The organism is Pseudomonas sp. SIMBA_041, from assembly GCF_046535095.1.
In the GTDB taxonomy this organism is placed as follows: Bacteria; Pseudomonadota; Gammaproteobacteria; order Pseudomonadales; family Pseudomonadaceae; genus Aquipseudomonas; species Aquipseudomonas mucoides.
Map to the genome: position 1 here is coordinate 499,367 of NZ_JAWRXJ010000003.1, position 21,772 is coordinate 521,138.

The 21,772-nt window shown below is 59.0% G+C and carries 19 protein-coding genes and 1 pseudogene; 15 read left to right on the plus strand and 5 right to left on the minus strand.

Going from position 1 to position 21,772, the window contains the following annotated elements; genetic code table 11:
- Positions 1 to 30 precede the first annotated feature (30 nt).
- From SB725_RS09330 to ppk2, 6 genes are all read left to right on the plus strand, one after another.
- Positions 31 to 639 carry a trimeric intracellular cation channel family protein gene (locus tag SB725_RS09330; protein WP_027923110.1) on the plus strand — a complete coding sequence of 203 codons (609 nt, stop codon included), beginning with the start codon at positions 31 to 33 and terminating at the stop codon, positions 637 to 639.
- 100 nt (positions 640 to 739) lie between these two features.
- Positions 740 to 1,021, plus strand: coding sequence for a hypothetical protein (locus tag SB725_RS09335; protein ID WP_194940073.1), 282 nt, complete (start codon positions 740 to 742; stop codon positions 1,019 to 1,021).
- A gap of 303 nt (positions 1,022 to 1,324) precedes the next feature.
- A complete protein-coding gene (locus SB725_RS09340) occupies positions 1,325 to 1,696 on the plus strand; it encodes a DUF3302 domain-containing protein (RefSeq protein ID WP_027923108.1) in 372 nt (123 codons plus the stop codon).
- A 3-nt stretch (positions 1,697 to 1,699) separates the two neighbouring features.
- Positions 1,700 to 2,659 carry an HlyD family secretion protein gene (locus tag SB725_RS09345; protein ID WP_027923107.1) on the plus strand — a complete coding sequence of 320 codons (960 nt, stop codon included), beginning with the start codon at positions 1,700 to 1,702 and terminating at the stop codon, positions 2,657 to 2,659.
- 159 nt (positions 2,660 to 2,818) lie between these two features.
- Positions 2,819 to 4,543: a SulP family inorganic anion transporter gene (locus SB725_RS09350; protein ID WP_410921671.1), complete on the plus strand. Its 1,725-nt coding sequence runs from the start codon at positions 2,819 to 2,821 to the stop codon at positions 4,541 to 4,543.
- A 141-nt stretch (positions 4,544 to 4,684) separates the two neighbouring features.
- Positions 4,685 to 5,503, plus strand: coding sequence for a polyphosphate kinase 2 (ppk2, locus tag SB725_RS09355; protein ID WP_027923105.1), 819 nt, complete (start codon positions 4,685 to 4,687; stop codon positions 5,501 to 5,503).
- A 23-nt stretch (positions 5,504 to 5,526) separates the two neighbouring features.
- On the opposite strand, the gene SB725_RS09360 is transcribed toward ppk2, so the two are convergent.
- Positions 5,527 to 5,868 (minus strand): potassium channel family protein, encoded by a 342-nt coding sequence (locus SB725_RS09360; protein ID WP_059182932.1) that lies wholly within the window; start codon positions 5,866 to 5,868, stop codon positions 5,527 to 5,529.
- A 95-nt stretch (positions 5,869 to 5,963) separates the two neighbouring features.
- On the opposite strand from SB725_RS09360, the gene potE reads away from it, so the two are divergent.
- The 3 genes from potE to SB725_RS09375 are packed head-to-tail and all read left to right on the plus strand — an operon-like array spanning position 5,964 to position 8,471.
- Positions 5,964 to 7,304, plus strand: a complete 1,341-nt coding sequence (gene potE / locus SB725_RS09365; RefSeq protein WP_410921672.1) for a putrescine-ornithine antiporter — start codon at positions 5,964 to 5,966, stop codon at positions 7,302 to 7,304.
- Between the two features lie 46 nt (positions 7,305 to 7,350).
- The gene (locus tag SB725_RS09370; protein ID WP_059182931.1) at positions 7,351 to 8,244 is read left to right on the plus strand and encodes an amino acid ABC transporter substrate-binding protein; all 894 of its coding nucleotides are present in this window, start codon (positions 7,351 to 7,353) and stop codon (positions 8,242 to 8,244) included.
- Between the two features lie 38 nt (positions 8,245 to 8,282).
- Entirely contained in the window at positions 8,283 to 8,471 is a 189-nt protein-coding gene (locus SB725_RS09375; protein WP_059182930.1) for a hypothetical protein, read from the plus strand.
- 7 nt (positions 8,472 to 8,478) lie between these two features.
- On the opposite strand, the gene SB725_RS09380 is transcribed toward SB725_RS09375, so the two are convergent.
- The 3 genes from SB725_RS09380 to SB725_RS09390 all read right to left on the minus strand — a co-directional run bounded on the left by SB725_RS09380 (position 8,479) and on the right by SB725_RS09390 (position 12,539).
- Positions 8,479 to 10,089, minus strand: coding sequence for a mechanosensitive ion channel family protein (locus SB725_RS09380; protein WP_410921673.1), 1,611 nt, complete (start codon positions 10,087 to 10,089; stop codon positions 8,479 to 8,481).
- 179 nt (positions 10,090 to 10,268) lie between these two features.
- Complete coding sequence (locus SB725_RS09385; protein WP_007949127.1) at positions 10,269 to 10,466, minus strand: YbdD/YjiX family protein; 198 nt, start codon at positions 10,464 to 10,466, stop codon at positions 10,269 to 10,271.
- 15 nt (positions 10,467 to 10,481) lie between these two features.
- The gene (locus SB725_RS09390; RefSeq protein ID WP_027923099.1) at positions 10,482 to 12,539 is read right to left on the minus strand and encodes a carbon starvation CstA family protein; all 2,058 of its coding nucleotides are present in this window, start codon (positions 12,537 to 12,539) and stop codon (positions 10,482 to 10,484) included.
- A gap of 378 nt (positions 12,540 to 12,917) precedes the next feature.
- Between SB725_RS09390 and SB725_RS09395 the strand changes: the two genes are divergently transcribed.
- The 5 genes from SB725_RS09395 (at position 12,918) to SB725_RS09415 (ending at position 18,730) form a co-directional block, all read left to right on the plus strand.
- Positions 12,918 to 14,285: a cache domain-containing protein gene (locus tag SB725_RS09395; protein ID WP_027923098.1), complete on the plus strand. Its 1,368-nt coding sequence runs from the start codon at positions 12,918 to 12,920 to the stop codon at positions 14,283 to 14,285.
- Between the two features lie 32 nt (positions 14,286 to 14,317).
- A complete protein-coding gene (locus SB725_RS09400) occupies positions 14,318 to 14,950 on the plus strand; it encodes a response regulator (protein ID WP_027923097.1) in 633 nt (210 codons plus the stop codon).
- 79 nt (positions 14,951 to 15,029) lie between these two features.
- Positions 15,030 to 16,586 (plus strand): efflux transporter outer membrane subunit, encoded by a 1,557-nt coding sequence (locus SB725_RS09405; protein ID WP_027923096.1) that lies wholly within the window; start codon positions 15,030 to 15,032, stop codon positions 16,584 to 16,586.
- Positions 16,579 to 17,706 carry an HlyD family secretion protein gene (locus SB725_RS09410; RefSeq protein ID WP_027923095.1) on the plus strand — a complete coding sequence of 376 codons (1,128 nt, stop codon included), beginning with the start codon at positions 16,579 to 16,581 and terminating at the stop codon, positions 17,704 to 17,706. The genes SB725_RS09405 and SB725_RS09410 overlap by 8 nt, the downstream gene beginning before the upstream one ends.
- Positions 17,696 to 18,730, plus strand: a complete 1,035-nt coding sequence (locus tag SB725_RS09415) for a DUF2955 domain-containing protein (protein ID WP_027923094.1) — start codon at positions 17,696 to 17,698, stop codon at positions 18,728 to 18,730. Before SB725_RS09410 ends, SB725_RS09415 begins: the two co-directional genes overlap by 11 nt.
- Here SB725_RS09415 and SB725_RS09420 read toward each other — a convergent pair.
- Positions 18,715 to 19,169, minus strand: a pseudogene (locus tag SB725_RS09420) (hypothetical protein). The gene SB725_RS09415 and the pseudogene SB725_RS09420 overlap by 16 nt on opposite strands.
- A gap of 198 nt (positions 19,170 to 19,367) precedes the next feature.
- Here SB725_RS09420 and SB725_RS09425 point away from each other — a divergent pair.
- Positions 19,368 to 21,758 carry a DUF3772 domain-containing protein gene (locus SB725_RS09425; RefSeq protein WP_410921674.1) on the plus strand — a complete coding sequence of 797 codons (2,391 nt, stop codon included), beginning with the start codon at positions 19,368 to 19,370 and terminating at the stop codon, positions 21,756 to 21,758.
- Positions 21,759 to 21,772 lie beyond the last annotated feature (14 nt).

The following is a 21,772-nucleotide window of genomic DNA, read 5'->3' on the forward strand; positions in this document are numbered from 1 at the left end:
GAGGGGCACAGCCTGAGAACGGAGTAACGGATGCTTTATTTTCAGCAAATGTTGGGCACCGCCGTGTTTGCCATCACCGGGGTGCTGGCTATCCAGAAAGCGGGGGTCGATGTGTTCGGCGCCGTGGTGCTGGGCATCATCACGGCTATTGGTGGCGGCACCGTTCGCGACCTGTTGCTCGATCAACCGATTTTCTGGATCGCGGACTTCAACTACATCTGGGTCGCCTTGATTGCCGCCGCGCTGGCTTTTTTTCTCACCAAAAGATTCCAGCAGCGCTATCGCCTTTTGCTGTACCTCGATGGATTTGCGGCCGCGCTGTTCGGATTGGTCGCTACCGAGAAAGTGCTCGGATTGCATCTCGCGGCGCCTTTTGCCGTGATGATGGGTGTACTGACCAGTATTGGCGGCGGCATCGTGCGTGATGTTCTGGCCGGCAGAACCTCGTTGTTGATGTCACGTGAGATCTACGCCACGCCGATCCTGCTGGGGTGCATCGTCTATGTCCTGTTGCGCGATGCATTCCCGACTATCCAGGTCGCCGGCTGGATTGCCTTGCTCTTTACCTCGGGCCTGCGGTTTCTCGCCATTTACAAGGATCTGCAAATGCCAACGATTTTATCCACCCGGCAGGGGTAAAAATGAAGCTAATGTTCGATGTTACGCGCAATGAACCTTCCAACGCTGATCGATCCGAACGGTGTTGCTGGTCAGTAAAAATCTACTCAGGAGCTTGGTTATGAGAATCATCGCGACGCTTGTATGCACACTCTTGTTTTCGCTGGCTTTGTCATCGCCGTCTTTTGCCGCTTCAAATTGCAATAACGCCGGCAGTGCCAGTGCTGCCAAAAACTGCGTTAAAAACAACAATGATCAAAAAGGTAAAGGCAACTGCAATGGAAATGGTAACTGCGACAAAGCCAAGGAAGCCAAAGACAAATCTGATGATTATTCGGTCAGTTGCATGGAGATCAACAACATGACCCTGCGCCGTCAATGTCTTGATAAGCGCAGAGATTGATTGACAGGCGTCTGGTGGGTAGCGAAGGCACTTCGATTGAGTGAAGGCGTGCCCTCGCCGCTCTCACCGATACGACCTAACGGCCAGTAGACAGTAGCACGAGAAAATACCAACACGTGCATAAAACGACCTAGAACACAGCGGCAATTAAGCAGATTCTCTCGCTCGCTCTCCCGCAGGCCTGGCCTGCGCAGGCTGACAATTGAGTGGTCGGTTCAGTTCTGGTCATCAGGACTGCCCGCACTCATAAAAACCGTGACTACACTGACCCAAGTACATCGCTTGTGCCATGAGGGGGCGACCATGCTGGATTACTTCGCGCTAGGCCTGTTGTTCTTTGTCGGGCTGGTCCTGTTCTACGGAATCATCGCGCTACACGACATACCCTATGAAATAGCCGTACACCGCAATCACCCGCACCAGGATGCGATCCATGCCACCGGCTGGGTGAGTTTGTTCACCCTGCATGCGCTTTGGCCATTTCTGTGGATCTGGGCGATGGCGTACCGGGAAGACCGGGGCTGGGGATTTGGTGATGGCAAGTCACCACAATTTCATGTTGCTCATCTGGAACAACAGGTTGCCGATCTGCAAAGTCGCATTGAGCGACTGGAAACGGCAACAGGTACTGCGCTGGGCACGCCAGCGTCGGACAATCGCGGTGAGGGAATCTAAGCCATGGATCTTCTGCTTGTTTTGACCTATGCCGCCATCTGCACCGCCATCTTCAAGATCTTCCGCATACCACTGAACAAATGGACGGTGCCGACCGCAGTCCTCGGTGGGATCCTGATCGTGGGCGCATTGATCTTCACGATGAACTACAACCACCCGTACTCTGAGGTCGCGCGCTCTTACTTCGTCTCCGTGCCGGTCATTCCGGTGGTCAGTGGCCAGGTCATCGACGTGCCGGTCAAGGGTAATGAGCCTCTGGAAAAAGGCGATGTGCTGTTTCGCATCGACCCTGCCCCGTTCGAGTACAAGATCCAGTCCATCAAGGCACAGTTGCTATCAGCGAAAGCTGATCGAGCCCGAATCACTGAGCTGATCAAGCGCAACTTTGCCACCCAACGTGAACTGGACGTCGTCGTTGCTCGCTCTGACGATTTGCAGGCACAACTGGAAAATGCTCAGTATGAACTGGACAACACCACCGTTCGCGCCCCGAGCAAAGGCTTCGTCACCCATGTTTCCTTGCGTCCGGGCATGATGGCGACCAAGTTACCCTTGCGTCCTTCCATGGTGTTCATCCCGGATGAAGGGCATTACTTTGCCGCGTGGATGCGTCAAAACAGCCTGTTGCGCTTGTCGGTCGGCGATGAGGCAGAAGTGGCTTTTGATGGCATTCCCGGCAGGGTGTTCGAGGGGCGGGTCAAGACCGTCGTCAACGTTATCGCAGAGGGACAAGTTCAGCCCTCTGGAACATTGACCGGCTTCACGGGCTCACCGCCGGCCGGCCGGGTACCGGTCATTATCGAGATCACCGATCCGGACTATGCCCAATACAGCAGCCAGATGCCGGGCGGCGCGTATGGGCAGGCGGCACTCTATAGCCAGCACTTTGAGCATATCGCAATGATGCGCAAAATCCTGCTGCGCATGGCTGCCTGGATGAACTACATCTTTCCATTCCATTAATAAATGACAGGCGTCCCCTTTTGACAGGGGACGCCTGCCCTCCTCTGTTTGTCCTCGATCAACTGCATTTTTCTGTGACTGCACGCTGCCGTTCAGGCGCCGTGTGGGCGATGGAATAGGGATTTAACGCGGCATGAAAAGTTTGGGTTGGAGCACTTCATGAACCAACAACGTAGCGATCAGGAAGATCGGCTTTCAGGATTAACCCCCCGGCGAGTTGTGAGTGCCCTGTTACCAGAGTGGCTTGGCGACTACCAACAGGGCTGGTTAAAAGGCGATGCCATCGCGGGTCTGACCGCCGCGGCCGTGGTCACTCCCAAGGCACTGGCCTACGCCACCATCGCCGGCCTGCCGGTACAGATCGGCCTCTATACCGTGTTGGTGCCGATGGCGATCTATGCCGTGCTCGGCAGTTCACGCCCGCTCAGCGTCAGTACCACCACAACCCTTGCGATCCTGGTCGCCTCCGCACTGGGTCAGGTCAGCCCGTCCGGCGATACGGCGACCCTGATCGTTGCCTCCGCCACGCTGGCCTTGATGGTCGGCGCCATATTGGTCCTGGCCGGGATATTGCGCCTCGGCTTCGTTGCCAACTTCATTTCAGAACCGGTGCTGGTGGGCTTCAAGGCCGGCATCGGGATAGTCATCGTGCTCGATCAACTGCCCAAGTTGCTGGGCATCCATATCGAAAAAGGTGGGTTTTTTCACAACGTCCTCGCCACTGTCGAAGGGTTGGGGCATGCCTCATTGCCGACCGTGGCCGTCGGTGTATTCATGGTGCTGATTCTGATCGGCATGAAGCACTTCACCCCCCGATTGCCAGCACCACTGATTGCGGTTGCGCTCGGCATTGTCGGCATGAGTGTGCTGAATCTGGAGCAATTGGGTGTGTCGGCCGTAGGAATCGTTCCAATCGGGTTGCCGGGGTTGACGCTGCCCGACTGGTCGATCGTGTCACAGCTCTGGCCATCGGCCCTGGGCATTGCGCTGATGAGCTTTACCGAAACCATCGCGGCGGGACGAGCTTTTGCCCGCAGTGATGAACCCGCGCTGCAGCCCAACCGTGAGTTGGTGGCGACAGGGTTTGCCAACATCGGCGGTGCATTGCTTGGGGCCATGGCGGCCGGGGGTGGAACCACCCAAACCGCCGTCAACCGCTTGGCCGGTGCGCAATCACAACTGGCGGGGTTGATCACGGCCGGACTGGCACTGGGGACTTGCCTGCTGATTGCGCCGTTCATTGGCCTGATGCCCAATGCCACGCTCGCCGCGGTTGTGATCGTGTATTCGATTGGCCTGATCCAGCCGTCGGAATTTCGCGACATTCTTTCGGTGCGCCGCACAGAATTTATCTGGGCACTGGTGGCACTGGTCGGGGTCATGTTGCTCGGCACGCTGCAGGGGATCGTCGTCGCGATCATTGTTTCGCTGCTGGCACTGGCCTACCAGGTCTCTGACCCGCCCGTTCACATACTTGGGCGCAAACCCGGCACCAATGTGTATCGCCCGCCCTGCGCCGAGACTGACGACGAGCACTTCGAGGGGTTGCTGATGCTGCGCCCTGAAGGTCGCATTTTCTTTGCCAACGCCGAACGACTCGGTTCGAAAATCCGCTCGTTAATCGCTGCGGCTGCGCCACGCGTTGTGATTCTCGATCTGCGCAGTGTTTTCGACCTGGAATACACCGCTTTGAAAATGCTCACGGCGGCAGAACAGCGTCTGCGAGAAAAAGGCATTTCGTTGTGGCTGGTAGGCATGAGTCCCAGTGTTTACGCGATGGTTATTCATGCTCCATTGGGCGTCGCATTGGGTGATACGCGGATGCTCCCCAATCTGGAGCAAGCCGTTGCCGATTATCAGCGCCAACAAAGAGATCAAACGTGATTTCGCGCGCAGCCCTGAAGACCGATGACCTGCGTCATCTGCACGTCGGGAATTTGAACTACCCTTTAGTACGCAAGCGGTACCGGGAATTCGCAACCGACACACACTCTATTCAAGACCACCAGAGGTTGAAGTATCGCGATGAAAAAAACCAATCGTGAAATTGCCGATTCTGCGCAAAAGAAAGCCGACACGCTTAGCCGCAAAGACTACGAAAAACAGCTCAAGACCCTGCACGTCGAACTCGTCAAATTGCAGCAGTGGGTGGTCGCCACGGGGGCCAAGGTCGTGATTGTTTTCGAAGGTCGTGATGGCGCCGGCAAAGGTGGCACGATCAAGGCGTTGACCGAACGTGTCAGCCCACGGGTGTTTCGTGTGGTGGCCCTGCCAGCACCGTCCGAACGAGAAAAAAGCCAGATGTACCTGCAACGCTACATGCCGCACTTTCCAGCGGCCGGCGAAGTCGTGATCTTCGATCGCAGCTGGTACAACCGGGCAGGTGTCGAGCGAGTCATGGGTTTTTGCGACGAGCAACAGGTGATCGGCTTTTTAGCACTGGCGCCGTTGTTCGAACGTCTTATGGTTAATTCCGGCGTGCTGTTGTTCAAGTACTGGCTGGAAGTCAGCCCTGAAGAACAAACCCGGCGGCTCAAGGAGCGCATCACCGACGGGCGCAAGATCTGGAAACTGTCACCGATGGACATCAAGTCCTACAACCGCTGGGACGACTACACGCGCGCCCGTGATGAGATGTTCGAAGCCACCGACACCGACTGGGCGCCCTGGAACGTTGCCCGTTCCGAGGACAAGAAATCCGTACGGCTGAACGTGCTGACTCACTTGTTGGGGAACATCCCCTATAAAAAGGTCAAGCAAGAAAAAGTCAGCCTGCCGAAACGCAAGATCGGCAGCTACAAGGCAGCCAATTACCCGTTCAAATACATCGCTGAACCCTACTGAGGGCTCAGCGTGATGCGTCGGCCTTATTCCTCGGATTTGGCCGCTCGCGCGGTCTCTTCGATGGCGCGGATACTGACGGCGGCGAATATGGCCGTCATCAGAACGCCATTGAAACCCAGCAAAACTGCAAGGACACGAGAGAGGGGCATTTTGGGTACCAGGTCACCGTAACCGATGGTCAATCCGGTCACGAACCCGAAGTAGATACCGTCAAACGGCCCCCACCCTTCCAGGTAGGCGATGATCAGACCGAACAGCACGATCGTAAGCAACAGAATTGAGAAAATCGGCCAGACAACACGAATGTAGAACCACACTGTTTTGTAAAACTCGCGACGGACGTGCTTTGCATGAGATTGCGTCATGACATGGGCTTCCTGAAGTTGAGCTTGGCGACATCTGAATGCGTGGTGCTGCGTCACCTGACAGCTTGGCACAAGTGCAGAGAAAGGAGTTTTCGATGGCCGACTCAAGTAAAAAAATGAGCCTTGTGGGGCTCACTACCCTGGTGATGGTCAACATGATGGGGTCGGGCATCATCATGTTGCCGACCAGCATGGCCCAGCTCGGGGCCATTTCATTGCTGTCATGGATCGTCACGGCGATTGGCTCCATGGCCATCGCCTTCTGCTTTTCCCAATGTGGCATTTATTGTCAGCGCTCCGGCGGGTTATCCGCCTACACCGAAGAAGCGCATGGCAAGTCCGGGTTCTTCCTCTGTTCGTATCTGTACTTCCTGTCGCTGGCCATTGCCAACGTCGCGGTCGCTATCTCGGCCGTGGGGTACATGACCTCGTTCCTGCCCTGGCTGGGCACGGGCGCAATCCCGCTGTTCATCGGTACGGTCGGCCTGCTGTGGCTGACCACCGTCGCTAACTTCGGTGGCCCCGGCATCACCGGCAGGATCGGCGCGATTACCGTCTGGGGAGTGATCATCCCGGTGGCAGGCCTGAGCATCATTGGCTGGTTCTGGTTCAAACCGGAGATATTGGTGTCCGCCTGGAACCCGAATAACCTTTCCAACGCCGACGCGATCAGCAGTGCGATTCCATTGACCCTCTGGGCATTTCTGGGTATGGAATCAGCGGCACAGGCCAGCGACGCCGTTGAAAACCCCAAGCGCACCGTACCGCTGGCCTGCCTGTTCGGCACGTTGGGTGCAGCGGTGGTCTACGTGCTGTCGACGACCGTGATCCAGGGCATCATTCCCAACGAGGAACTGGCCAACTCCTCGGCGCCCTTCGCGCTGGTCTACGCGCAAATGTTCAACCCCACGGTCGGGACCATCATCATGGCGTTGGCGGTGATGGCGTGTGTGGGCTCGCTGCTGGGATGGCAATTCACCTTGGCTCAAACGGCGAAAATGACCGCCGACCAAGGAATGTTTCCGAAACTGTTCAGCAAGCTCAACAGGCACAACGCGCCCCTCCTGGGCATGCTGGTGTGTGGTGTGTTGCAGACGCTGATGGCCCTGTCGACCATTTCACCCAATGCCGCCGCTCAGTTCGGCAAACTGGTCAATCTTGCCGCCGTGACCAACCTGATCCCCTACGTGACGGCACTGACCGGGCTGCTGGTCATGATGTACAAGGCGCGGGTTTCGTCAGCGGTTTACCTGCGTAATACCCCCGTGTTGCTGATCGCGCTCGCCTATTCATTGTATGCCCTGCACTCGTGCGGCAAGGACGCGGTGTTCGGGGGCGCGCTTGTGCTGGTGTTCGGCTACCCACTGTATGGCTGGCTCGCCAAGCGCTTTGCCGTTGTGTCTCCCACCGACCCTGCCAGGGTCGACACCCCTTAGGCCTGGTTTCTGGACGGTACTGACATCTGAATTCGGGGAATGGGACATGAATGCACAACGAAGCAAAACCATCGCACTGCTCTTTGCCTGCCTGCCACTGCTGGCCAGCGCCAACACCCTTGAACGGGTGCGCTCAAGCAATACGTTGACCCTCGGCTACCTGCCTGACTTCGCGCCCTTCAGCGTCAAAGTCGGCGACAAGGTCCAGGGTTATGCCATCAGTCTTTGCGACAAAATCGCCAACAAGGTCAAGGCCGAACTGGGTTTGCCCGAACTACAGGTCAGTTACCTGCCTGTCACCGTCGTCGATGGGATCAGTGCCGTCAGCTCAGGCAAGGTCGACCTCCTCTGCACACCAACGCCGCCAACACTGGAACGACGCAAGACAGTGAGCTATTCGGTGCCCATTTACACCGCAGGCCTCTCGGCGGTGGTGCACCAGGATGCCCCGGCGACGCTGCTGGACGTGCTCAATGGCAAAGTGGCCCACACCGGACCCACCTGGCGTGCCACCGTCAACCATGGTCTGTCCAACCAGACTTATGTCACCACGACCGGAGGCGTGAGCGAAGCGTGGATTCGTCAGCAGATGCGCTTGCTGGGCGTGGTCGCCACACTGATCACGGTCAACACTACGGCCGAAGGACTCGAGTTGGTCGCCAAAGGCAAAGCCGATGCGATGTTCAGCGAACGGATGATGCTCAGGAACCTCCTCGACAGCCGCTACCCAACGGGCAACCTGGTCCTGCTGGAGCGTATTTTCGAGTACGCCCCAACGGCCATGGCAGTACCGCGTGACGATGAAGATTTCCGCTTGCTGGTCGACACCACGCTGAGTGAAATGTACCGCTCCGGCGAGATTGAACAGGCGTACGATAAGTACCTGGAAGGCGCCAGCGACACGACCAAAAAGCTGTTCAAGGTCTATGCGCTGCCATAGCGCCGACGAAAACAGACGGTGTCCACTGGAGAACTCCCGTGATCAAGCACTTGATTCCCCTTGTCATGGTCGCCCTGCTCATCGCGATCAGCGGTTCGTCCTGCCATGACCGTCAACAGGACAACGATGAAAACGCCGTGCAGCATCCGCCGTTTACCGATGGCAATGGCAAGTACATCCCGCAGCAGCAACTTCAGCCTTCGACGATGCCTCGGCAGAGAATGTGAAGAGCGCTCAACTGTCCTTCGGTTCTTGCGCGGGTGCCGTATACCATTTGTCCCGGGGCACCCACTTCTCTGCCTGCGGATCACCCAAATAATGCGGCGACATGATCTGCACGCCGTACTCATTGAACACATCCTGAATATTGGCGTGCAGCATGCTCAGCAACTCCGCACGCGGTCGAGGCTGGCTGGGAATGGCCTGGGCCACCAGACGGTACTCGGGATAGAAGTCTGACAACGCGGTTTGAAATACCTGCGGGGGCGGGTTTTCAAGAATGCCCGGGGTGCGTTTGGCGGCTTCCAGCAACATCGCCTCCACCTGCCGCCACGGCGTGTCGTAGCCAATGGTCACGACGGTGTCGACCACGTAACCGGCGCCCTGCACGGTGCGCGAGTAATTCTTGGTCACGGTGTTGGTGATCATGGAATTGGGCAGGGTCAACACTTCGCCCAGGCCCGTGCGGATTCGCGTGGTGAACATACCCAACTCGGTCACCGTGCCTTCGTACTCGCCAATGCGTACAAATTCGCCGGGACGCAATGTTCGGGTGTAAGTCAGGATCAATCCCGCCGCCGCCTGACCCACCACGCTGGACGCGCCCAGCGAAATCATCAAACCGATCAGCACCGACAAGCCTTTAAATGCATCGGTGCCGGCGCCCGGCAGGTACGGATAAGCCATGGCCAATGCAAACAACCACACCGCCAGGGACACCAGGCGCTGGGTCGGTTGCAGGGTTTCATGGTTCAGCCAACTGAAGGTGCCGGGGGTCGCCATGCGCCGAAGCACCCGACGCATGAAGGCGGTAACGCCTCGGGCGATGAAATAAATCGCCACCGCCACGCCCAGTCCGGGAATGGCGCCCAGAATGCCTTGCAGCAAATAGTCGCCGAGTTCCAACAGGTAGGTGTTAAGGCGTTCGCCCCATGGCCGAGTGTAGGGGAAACGCGACAGGACAAACCCCAGCCATTCATAGGTCAACAACACCACCACGGCCCAGCGCAGCCACTCAAACGCACGACTGACCAACGGATAGAGGTAACTGACGTCGAAAAGCTGTGTGCGCCCGACCTTCAGCGCCTGGCTATGACGATGCACCAGTCCGGGAAGTTTCTTCAGCAGTTTGCGTCGCAGGTACGCCATGGCGTAGAGCAAGACGATGTAAATAACAGTGGCGAACACCGCAGCGCCCACCGACCTTATGATTAACTGCAGGCTGCGCGCTTCCTGGGTTTCAGACACCACCAGACGCAGATTTCGCGCTGCTGCTTCAGCCGCCTGCTGCGCCGAATCGAATTCGCTGGCGTCGAAATCCTTGGCCGAAACGATAAACGCGCGCCGGCTGCCCAGCAGTACCATATAGCTGTCCAGCACCGGGTCGACGGTAACGTTCAGATCATCCGTCTCATCCAGCGCTTCGCCGATCACCGCTTTCGCGCGCTTGACCCGCGACACCGGAGGTTCCCCCAATATCGTTGCGCGAAACACCATGACGCTACGGTTGGCGACCTTTAATTCAGCCGGCGGATCCACCACGCTGGGTGTATTTTCGGCCCACACCAACACCGACCCGCACATCCCGACAACGATCAATATCACCGCGAGCAACCTGCTCCGCATGCGTCAGTTCCTTACGTCACAGGATTAGGACAGGGTCTGTAGGCAGCGTAGTTGAGCGATGAGCGGTTGTCAGATTCCCGCCGTCGGTCCTTGGTAAGCGATTGGGTAGCGGCCAGCGAGCCAAAAAAAACAGGAGCGCGGCAAGCCGGGCTCCTGTTTTTTTGTCTGGACTTACTGCGTCAGCAGCACTTCGGCCCAGCCTTGCTGCCGTATCGAGCTTCCTGGCGCTCCCGGAAGAACACCTCGTAGCTCATCACCGGTTTGTCCGGGTGCTTGTTCTGCATGTGCTCGACGTAGGTGTCATAGTCCGGCATGCCGACCATCAGGCGCGCGGCCTGACCGAGGTATTTACCGAGACGACTCAAGTCATTGAACATCAACACCCTCCTCCATCAAGCCTGTGGAATGGCCTGGAATGGCGCTTCTTTATCCGTGCGTTCCTTAGTGCCCCAGGCGGCGATGCCGACCTTGAGCGCAAAGAACAGAATGCTGAAGACCACGAACAGGAACAGCGCCGTCAGCGTCGCGTTGGTATAGGCGTTGAAGATCACATGCTGCATCTGGTCAATGCTCTTGGCCGGGGCCAACACCTGACCGTTGGCCAGCGCGTCGCTGTACTTCTTCGCCAGGGCGAGGAAACCGATGGCCGGGTTGGCGTCGAACAGCTTGATGAAACCCGCCGTCACGGTGCAGATCAGCAGCCAGACGGCTGGCAGCATGGTCACCCAGATGTAGCGCTGGCGCTTCATTTTGATCAGCACAACCGTTGCCAACATCAGCGCGATACCGGCCAGCATCTGATTGGAGATACCAAACAGCGGCCACAAGGTGTTGATCCCACCCAGAGGATCGATCACGCCTTGGTAGAGCAAGTAACCCCACATCGCCACGCAACCGGCGGTGGCGATCAGGTTGGCGGGCCAGGAATCGGTGCGTTTGAGCGCTGGAACGAAGGAGCCAAGCAAATCCTGGAGCATGAAGCGACCGGCACGGGTACCGGCGTCGACCGCCGTCAGGATGAACAGCGCTTCAAACAGAATCGCGAAGTGGTACCAGAACGCCATGGTGTTTTCACCCGGCAGGACGTGGTGCAGGATCTGCGCGATACCGACCGCCAGGGTCGGCGCACCGCCAGCACGGGCCAGGATAGTGGTTTCACCAATGTCATGGGCCACCGCTTGCAGGGCTTCCGGGGTAATCGCAAAGCCCCAGCTGCTGACGGTTTGAGCGACGGAGACAACATCCGCGCCGACCAACGCCGCGGGGCTGTTCATCGCAAAGTACACACCTGGCTCGATGACCGAGGCGGCAACCATGGCCATGATGGCGACAAACGATTCCATCAACATGCCGCCGTAACCGATGTAACGGGCATGACCTTCACTGGCCAGCAGTTTCGGCGTGGTGCCGGACGCGATCAGCGCATGGAAACCCGAGACCGCGCCACAAGCGATGGTGATGAACAGGAACGGGAACAGACCGCCCTTCCACACCGGGCCGGTGCCGTCGATGAACTGGGTCAGTGCGGGCATTTTCAGCTCGGGCATGGTGATCAGAATGCCGATCGCCAAGGCCACGATGGTGCCGATTTTCAGGAAGGTCGACAGGTAATCACGGGGAGCCAGGATCAGCCATACCGGCAGTACCGCCGCGACAAAGCCGTAACCAATCAGCATCCAGGTGATCTGGATACCGGTGAAGGTAAAGGCCTTGGCCCACACCGGATCAGCCGCGATCTGCCCACCGAGCCAGATCGAACCGAGCAACAACGCCACGCCGACCACGGAGATTTCGCCAATGCGACCCGGGCGGATGTAGCGCATGTAAATGCCCATGAACATCGCAATCGGGATGGTCGCCATCACCGTGAAAATGCCCCAAGGGCTCTCGGCCAAGGCTTTCACCACGATCAGCGCCAGCACCGCGAGGATGATGATCATGATCAGGAAGCAGCCAAACAGCGCGATGGTGCCGGGGATGCGACCCATTTCTTCACGAACCATGTCGCCGAGCGAACGACCGTTGCGGCGAGTGGACATGAACAGGACCATGAAGTCCTGAACCGCACCGGCCAGCACCACGCCGGCGATCAGCCACAGCGTGCCGGGCAGGTAGCCCATTTGCGCCGCCAGTACCGGGCCGACCAGGGGACCCGCGCCGGCAATGGCCGCGAAGTGGTGACCGAACAACACGTGTTTATTGGTCGGCACGTAGTCCAGGCCATCGTTATTGATGACCGCGGGCGTGGCACGATTGGGGTCCAGTTGCATCACCTTGGTGGCGATGAACAGGCTGTAGTAGCGATAGGCAACGAGGTAGATAGCGACAGCTGCGACTACGATCCAGAGGGCGTTGATCGCTTCGCCGCGGCGCAGGGCCACGACACTTAGCGCAAACGCTCCCAGAACAGCCACGGCAAACCAGGCGAGGTGTTTAGCCAGACGGGGCATAGCGTGTCTCCTGCCGACAGCCAGTGACTGCGGCGGTAATTTTTATAATTGTGTCCGCGGTGCGGAGCTGGCCCAATATCCCCGCATGCCGTCTACAAATAAATCCGCGTTACTACGTACGCCACGTCTACGTAGTTCTACGTAGATCACGCAGATCCCTTGTAGGAGTGAGGCTGCTCGCGATAGCTATCTACCGGCCAATATCAATATCGCCTGATACACCGCCATCGCGAGCAGGCTCACTCCTACAGGGGGTTTGCATTTCAACCGACTGACACGTCGGCCGCTGGTCATTCCGTCCAGCAGCGCTACAGGAAACGCATCTCTTTGGCCTATGATGCCGGCCTTCGCCCTTCTTCGGTCCGGTCAGGAGCCAAGATGCAGCTCAAACACAAAATCGTCGCGCTCGGGATTCTGCCGCTGGTATTGGCCATTGCGGTGATTTGTGCGCTGGTGATTTCCCTGAACCGCCAACTCGGCGATCAACAGGCCCAGCTGATTGAAGACAGCATCCTGGCCAGCAAGCGTGCCGAGCTTAAAAACTACGTGGAAATGGCGCAAAGCCTGATCGCGCCGCTGTACGACGACGGCCACGGTGACGCGCATGCCCAGCAGCAAGTCCTGGAAGAACTGCGCAAGCTCAGCTTCGGCATCAACGGCTACTTCTTCGTCTACGACCGTGAAGGTCGCAGCCTGATGCACGCGCGCCAGACCGAACTGGTGGGCAAGTACCTGTGGGACATGAAAGACCCGCACGGCTTGCCGGTGATTCAGGCGCTGCTCAAAAGTGCGCAATCGGGCGAAGGCTTTCAGCGTTACGCCTGGAACAAACCCTCTTCCGGTCAGGTCACCGATAAACTCGCCTACGTCGTGATGCTGGACCGTTGGGGCTGGATGCTCGGCACCGGCATTTACCTGGAGGACGTCGAACGCGCCACGCAGCAGGCCCGTGACGAAGTGGCTCAGGGCATCCGCAAGACCATGCTGGCGATTGCCGTGGTGGCGTTGGTGGCAGTGCTGTTTGTATTCGCCAGTGGCATGACGCTGAACGTCAGCGAGCATCGCCTGGCGGATAAAAAATTGCAGCGCCTGACCCAACGCATCGTCAGCCTCCAGGAAGAAGAGCGATCACGGGTCTCCCGCGAGTTGCATGACGGCATCAGCCAGTTGCTGGTGTCGATCAAGTTTCGCTTCGAACTGGCCAGCCATCTGCTGGAAAACGAACAGGGCCATGACAAAGGCTTGAGCACGCTGAAGGATGCCACCGAGCGCCTGGGCGAAGCCATTGGTGAAGTCCGCAGCCTCTCCCATGACCTGCGCTCTTCCCTGCTCGACACCTTGGGCTTGCCGGCCGCCATCGGCCAACTCGCCGCCGAGTTCGAGCAACGCAGCGGTCTCAAAGTAACGTATGACGACAACGAATTCGACTGTCACCTGGTCGACGGCGCGGCCGTCGCGCTGTTCCGGATCGTGCAAGAAGGCCTGACCAATATCGAACGCCACGCCCAGGCAAAGAACGTTTCCATTACCCTGCACGGCGCTGAAGAATCGGTACGCCTGAGCGTGGTGGATGACGGAATCGGATTCAATGTCGCTCAGGTCGAGCGTCGCCACGCGGGCATCGGCTTGCGTAACATCCGTGAACGGGTCGAGCACTTTGGCGGACGTTTCGAACTGATATCGATCCCCGGCAGGAGTGAACTGGACGTGCAGCTGCCAATGAAAGTACCCGCTACGAAACGCTGACTCACCCCTTACAACAAGAGTGAACACCCGCGATGAACCTGCCTTACCCGATCCGCGTCGCCTTGGTCGACGATCATTCCCTGGTCCGTGACGGGATCAAAGCGTTGCTGGCGGTCATGGCGCCCCTGGAAGTGGTGGGCGAAGCCGAAAGCGGTGCTCAGGCAATCGAAATGGTCGGGCGCTGTCAGCCGGACCTGTTGCTGGTCGACATCAGTTTGCGCGACATGAACGGCCTCGAACTGACGCGCCTATTGCGCAGTCAGTACCCGACGCTGAAAGTGCTGGTGCTGAGCATGTACGACAATAACGAATACGTGAGCGAGTCCGTGCGTGCCGGTGCCAGCGGCTATGTGCTGAAGAATTCGCCCTCGCGGGAAATCATTGCGGCCATCGAAGCCATTGCCAGCGGCGGCACGTTCTACAGCGCCGAAATCGCCCAGCGCCTGATCGCCGATAAAAGCGCCGACAACGAGCTGACCCCACGCGAAAGCCAAGTGTTGTACAAAATGGCTCAAGGCCTGAACAACAAGGAAATGGCCCGCGAACTCGACATCAGTGTGCGCACGGTCGAAACCCATCGCTTGAGCATTCGCCGAAAACTCAACATCGACAAACCGGCGGCGCTGGTCAAATACGCAATCGATCACGGGATTATTTCGCGCTAGAAAAAAACTGCCGCCGGCCACTCGACTGTTCATACAGGCGTCTATGCTCCAGTGATCTTTCTTGGCTGGACACGGAACTATGCCTCCAGGTCGGTCCCCGCTGGTGCAACCGGGCTACCTCATCCTGTTGGGTGCGCTGACCCTGAGCGGCTGCATTCGGCTCGGCCCGGACTTCCAGCCGCCGGGTGAGGAATGGATCAAACATTGGGACACTCCGGCCCTTGAGCAATCCAGTCAACGTGGGGCGAATCCGGATCTGCGCGAGTGGTGGCTTGTCTTCAACGACCCGGTGCTCGATCAACTGATTGCGCAAGCGGATGCTTACAATTCCAGCCTTAAAATCGCCGGTCTGCGAGTGATGGAGTCCCGCGCCCAATTGGGCATTGCGCAAAGCACGCTGTACCCGCAACTGCAGCAAGTAAGCGCTGACAGTTTGTATGTCAAACGTCACCAATACGGTGGCAACAATCCGCAGGATAATAATTTCTGGCAACACAGTGCCGGGTTTGACATTGGCTGGGAGCTCGACTTCTGGGGACGCTTCGCCCGCGCCATCGAATCCGCCGATGCAGCTTATTTTTCCGCCCAGGCCAACTACGAAGACGTGCTGGTCCTGCTGCGCGCCCAAGTGGCCGACACCTATTATTTGTTGCGCACCACCGAAGCCCGGCTGCGCGTCGCCCGTGAAAACGCCAAGCAGCAAAAGCGCAATTTCGAGATCACCGAAAAACTGTTCAAGAGCGGCCAGGATGCTGAGCTCGATCTGCAACAGGCCAAAACCCAGTACCTCGGCACGTTGGCCAGTATTCCCAACCTACAGGACCAGTTGCAACGCACCCGAAATGCCCTGGCCGTGCTGATTGGGCAACCGCCAGGCGGGCTGCCGCAGGTGGTCGATAATGACAGCCTGGTGCCGCTGGTCGATCGCGCGGTACTGCAAGATGTGCCCGCCAGCCTGCTGTTGCGTCGGCCTGACGTCCGCGCCGCCGAACTTAACGTTGCCGCCCAAGGGGCGCTGATCGGCGTGGCCGAAAGTGATTTTTATCCGTCGCTGACGTTGCTCGGCAGCATTGTCTGGTCGACGGACACGCTCCACGGCACGTCCAGCAGCCTGGACCTGGTCGGTGGCCCCAGTCTGCGCTGGAATGTGTTCGATTACGGGCAGATCATCAACAACGTGCGCGTACAGGACGCGCGGTTGCAGCAGTTGATCGAAGCCTACCGCGACAAGGTTCGCCAGGCCGCGCGCGAGGCTGACGATGCGGCCAACGGCCTGATCCAGTCACTGGAAAGCGAGCGCATCCTGCGTGAAGCCGGCGGCGCCGCCAAGCGCTCGTTGACGCTGGCCAGCGTGCAATTTCGCGAAGGCTACTCCGACTTCCAGCGGGTGCTCGACGCGCAACGGGCGCTGCTCGAACAGCAGGACAATTACCTGATCGTGCGCGGCAATGCGGTGAGCAATGTCATCGCTCTGTACAAGGCCCTGGGCGGCGGGTGGTACTCCGCCCTGCCACGCGTCGACCCGGCCACGCGCCATTTGATGGAACAACGCACCGACTGGGGCGACATGCTGGACGAGCCCGCCGCCGATCAGCCCGCTTTCCCGCTACCCGCCAAGGAAAACAGCCATGAGTGACGCCGCGCAGCCCTCCCCCAACGCCGCCGAGCCCGTGGCGGCCGATCCGGCGAAAAAAGGCATCAAATGGGTATTGCTGCTGATCATCCTGAGCCTGGTCTGGTACCTGTTGGCCGACCGTTTCACGCCCTATACGCAACAGGCCCGGGTCGGTGCATTCGTCATTCCGGTGGCGTCTGAAGTTGCGGGCCGGGTGATCCGGGTAAACGTTCACAACAATCAGATCGTCAAGGCCGGCGATGTGGTTTTCGAGGTGGATCCGGCACCCTACAAGATTGCCGTCGACCGCGCCCGCGCCGACCTTGAGACAACCCGTCGGCAGTTGGGCGCCAGCACCGCGGGGATTGCCTCGGCGCAAGCCGCCTTGCGCGCCGCCCAGGCCAACGAAACCAAGGCCCGCCAAGAGAATCAGCGCCTGGAAGGGTTGTACCGTGAAGACCCGGGGACCATTTCCGTGCGCGTTCTCGACGCATCACGCACCAGCCGCGAAGCTGCGATCAGCCAAACGGCCGCCGCCCGCGCCGAGGTAGAGCGTGCTAAAGAAACGGAAGGTGGCGGTGAAGACGTCAACGCAAAACTGCGCAGCGCCGCCACGGCGCTGGAAAAAGCCGAACTGGACCTGTCCAACACGCAAACACGGGCACGCTCGGCGGGGTTGATCACGGACCTGCGCACCGACGTCGGGCAATTCGCCGCCGCCGGCAGCCCGGTGATGACGCTGATCACCATTCAGGACATCTGGATCACGGCCGACATGACCGAGAACAACCTCGGCCTGGTGCGCCCCGACACGCCAGTGTCCATCGTCCTCGATGCGGTGCCGGGTGAAGTTTTCGAGGGCCATGTCCGCAGCGTCGGTTATGGCATCAGCGTCGGGCAGCCAACACCGCCCGGCACCTTGCCCGGCATCCAGAACAGCCGGGACTGGCTGCGACCGGCTCAACGCTTCCCGGTGATCATCGAGTTTTCCGAACAGTCCATGAACGCACTGCTTGGCAGCGGAAACATTCGTGCCGGCGGGCAGGCTGAAGTCATGGCCTTCCCTTCACCGGGCAATTGGCTCAACCCGCTCGGCCGGGTCTATTTAGGGCTGATGAGCTGGCTGTCCTATGCCTACTAAACGCACACCCCGGGAGCAACGTGCGCTGCGGTTGGCCAGCGGCGCGGCACTGTGCCTGGCCATCAGTTTCGGCCTGGCGCTGCCGATTCCGTTTCTCGCCCCCGTGTTGTGCCTGCTGCTCCTGGCCTCGGTCAACCGCCCGCTGCCGTTCAAGGCGGCAATCGTGCTCGCCCTGGTCGCGATGCTCACCACCGGCATCGGCCTGCTCTTGATCCCGATCCTGCGTTACTACCCGTTGACCGGCGTGCTGTTGGTCACGGTCAGCCTCTTTCTGGTCTTTCGCTGGGGGCTCAGTGGCGGCAACAACCTGATCGTGACCTTGCTGGTGATGGGCCTGACGATGATCTCTTCGGCGGGTGTCGCCGAGTTCGACCTGGCGGCGATGGTCATCGGCGCGCTGGTCAAAGGTTTGTTACTGGCGGTGATGGTGATTGCGCTCAGTCACTGGATATTCCCCGAACCGGCCAATGCCCCCTCGCCACCCGCCGCCCCACCACCGCAGGGCGTGGAAGCCAGTCGGATTGCGTTGCGTGCAACCTTAATCGTCTTGCCGACATTCCTGCTGGCGATGATCGACCCGGCGGCCTACCTGCCGATCATCCTGAAAGCGGTCGGCCTGGGTCAGCAATGCTCAACCACCAGCGCGCGCAATGCCGGGCGTGAGCTGCTCGGCGCGACCTTGCTCGGCGGTTTGCTGGCCATCCTGTTCTGGTGTGCACTGAGCCTGTTTGTGCACCTGTGGATGTTCTTCCTGTGGATGCTGCTGTTCGGCCTGATCCTGGCGCGCAAGCTGTATGCCCTCAGCCCCAGTCGCTATGGTCCGGGGCTGTGGCTCAACACCTTTATCACCCTGATCATCCTGCTGGGCCAGTCCGTGCAGGACAGCGCCTTGGGCAAGGACGTCTACACCGCCTTCGCCGTGCGCATGGGCCTGTTCATCGCCGTCACGCTGTATGCCTACGTGATGGTTCGCTTGCTTGACCGGCCGGCACAGGCACAATCACCGGCTCAGGGATTGACCTGATACCCCTTGCCTTGCAGGCAACCGGTATAGGCCGTCTGGCTGTTGGCAGCGCTGTTTTTTCATCCGCCCGGCGTTCCTGCCTCTGGCGCGACCCCCCCACCACGACACCGGCCGCCGCCGCCCCTTTGGCTTGATTCTGCCGGTATTCCTGCTTCACGTTGTCATTCGCGTTGTCGTAAAACTCGTCGTGCTGACGCCCGCGCGCATCGGCTGCAACGGCACCGGCGGCGGCACCCACCGCGGCCCCCTTCACTCTTCCTCCGGAAGGAGACGTGTCGGTCGAAGCCGTCTGACTGGCCGCAATGCTCTGGCATTCATTGATATCCAGCTGGGTCTGTTGCGAACTCTGGCCTTTGGTCGGCACAACGGTTTGCGCCCAGCCCTGGGCAGATGAAACCGACAACGCGAGGCACAGACTGATGGAAGACAACCTAGGCATGATGACCTCCTGCGCAGTTCCGAGCAGTCCGTTGACCGCCCTCCCACGCTTGATTGAGCATCAAGAAGTGTAGATCAGCCATCAGCCGCCTCAGGGCCCTTATGTCGATTGCTGCCCGTAAAGATGAAACTTTTCGATCGTTTTGGCCTGATGACCTAACCTCATAGGCTGAGTGACCAACAACAGAGCCGAACGCCTATGCGTCATGTATTGATGTCAGTGATTTTCGTCGCGCTCACCCTGCTGGTGCCCAGTGGCGCAGCGCTGCCCGCGGATGATCCCGCACCGTCTTCAATAATTGCGCCAGGCTCTTCGTCGGCGGCGGTGTCCACCAGTGAACTGCAAGGCCTGCAATTGCGCCTGGACCTGATCAAACAGCGGGTTTCACTGGCCAATAACGTCACCATGATGGTCGGCCTGCAAGACTCCGTTCAGTCGTTTATCAATGACGTGGACAACCTGCAATCGTCGCTGTTGCCCGAACAGAAACAACTGCAAGCGCAACTGGACGTATTGAGCGGTCCGGTTTCCCTGGGGGGCGAGGCTGTCGAGAAATCGGATATCACGGCGCAACGAGCTGTTCTTTCCGAGCAAAAGAAAAATGTCGATGCCAGCTTGAAAATCCTCGCCGCACTGAGAGCCAGTGCCGTCGACCTCCTTACACAAATCGCCAGCATCCGGCGCAGTCTTCTGGAAAGCGAAGTCACACTGCGCAGTGGCAGCATCCTGGGACGGGATTTTTGGGCACCGTTAATTAACCCACTCCCGGAGGATCGCCTGCGGCTCATCAATTTCATCGAACAAGCCGGCGACACACTCGCGGCTGCCTGGCAACCCGGCCAGCGTCTGTCGACAGTCCTGCTGATGTTGCTGGCACTGGTCATCTGGATCTGGGGCCGCAGACTGGCTGATCGAGGGCTGACCTGGATTTGCATCCATCGCCTGCCTGAAGGGCGATTGCGGCGAAGTACGCTGGCCCTGGCGTCTGTCGTGGCCACGGTGTTGACCACCGCCTGTGCGTTGCAACTGCTGTTTTACGCCCTCACGCGGGAACTGCCGTTGTCGCCGATGATTCAGAACTTCGCCGAGGAGTTCGAAAGGGTGGTCTATACCTGCGTGCTGATCACCGGGTTGAGCCGTGCGTTGTTGGCCAACCAGCACCCCTCCTGGCGGCTACCCGCTATCGACGATTCCGTCGCGGAGGCCATAAAGCCCTACCCCAGAATACTGGCCGCCACCCTGCTGGTGACGGTGACGATAGCCCAAATCACCAATGTCTCCGGCATGAGCGGCGCCGCCGTGCTGTTGGGGCGAGGCCTGATCGCACTGGTGGTGGCAATTATCTTCGCGTTGTTGTTCCGCCGCGCGAGTCACGCCCGAAGAGTTCTGGTTGCCGCTGGCGACAGCATTGAAGCGGGCACTGCCCTGGCCGGCCTGATTTACACCTGCACGATCATTGCGCTGGTCATCTCGTTCTTCGCCTTGCTGATCGGCTATGTGTCCCTGGCAAGGTTCATCACGTATGAACTGGTCTGGGGTTTTATCGTCCTCTCAGGTTTCTACATGCTGATCCAGTTGCTCAGGGACAGTTGCGAATACCTGTTCTCCCCCAAGAGCCCGAGCGGCAAGGCGATCAAACAGTTGCTGGGGATGGGCGATGTGCGCCTTGAGCAAGCCCAGATCATTTTGTCCGGGGCCGGTCGTGCGACGTTAATACTGTTGGCGGTCATTTCGCTGTTTGTCGGCGGCGTAGGCACCACGTTCGGACAACTGGTGACCCAGGCGCTGTCGATCCTCGGCGGTGACGGTTTGCGCAAGCTGAACATCATTCCCGGCCATTTGCTCAATGCCATCCTGGCCCTGTTTATCGGGATCTACCTGATTCGAGCCCTGTGCCGCTGGCTGGATGACGAATTCCTGCCGAAAACCGATATGGACCCCGGCATGTGTGCCTCGCTGAGTACCCTGTTCGCCAACATCGGCTATGCCCTGGTGATCCTGCTGACGCTGTCATCGCTGGGCATCCAGTGGACCAACCTGGCGTGGATTGTCAGCGCCCTGTCAGTGGGTATCGGTTTCGGCTTGCAGGAAATCGTCAAGAACTTCGTCTCTGGCCTGATCCTGCTGACCGAGCGTCCGGTCAAGGTCGGCGACCTGATCAGCATCAGCGGCGTGGAAGGTGATATCCGCCGCATCAACGTCCGGGCCACGGAAATCCAGCTCAGCGACCGCTCGATTGTGATCGTGCCCAACTCTCAGTTGATCTCGCAAAACCTGCGCAACGTGACGCTGGGCGGCAGTGCCCAAGGCGTGGCGAGCCTTGAGTTGATGTTCCCGCTGAACATCGATCCGGAGCAGGTGAAAAACCTGCTGTATGACACCTACCAAGAGAACGAGAACATCCTCGATAAACCGGCGACGTTTGTGCGCTTCAGCAAACTCAGCCCCGATGGCATCACCTTGACCATCACCGGTTACGTCAGCAGCCCGAGAATCGTCGGCATCACCAAAAGCGACCTGTTGTTCGAGATTTTGAAGCGACTGGGCGCGGCGGGGATTGAACTGGCTAAGCCGGCGACCCCGGACTGAAGGATGACGTCCGG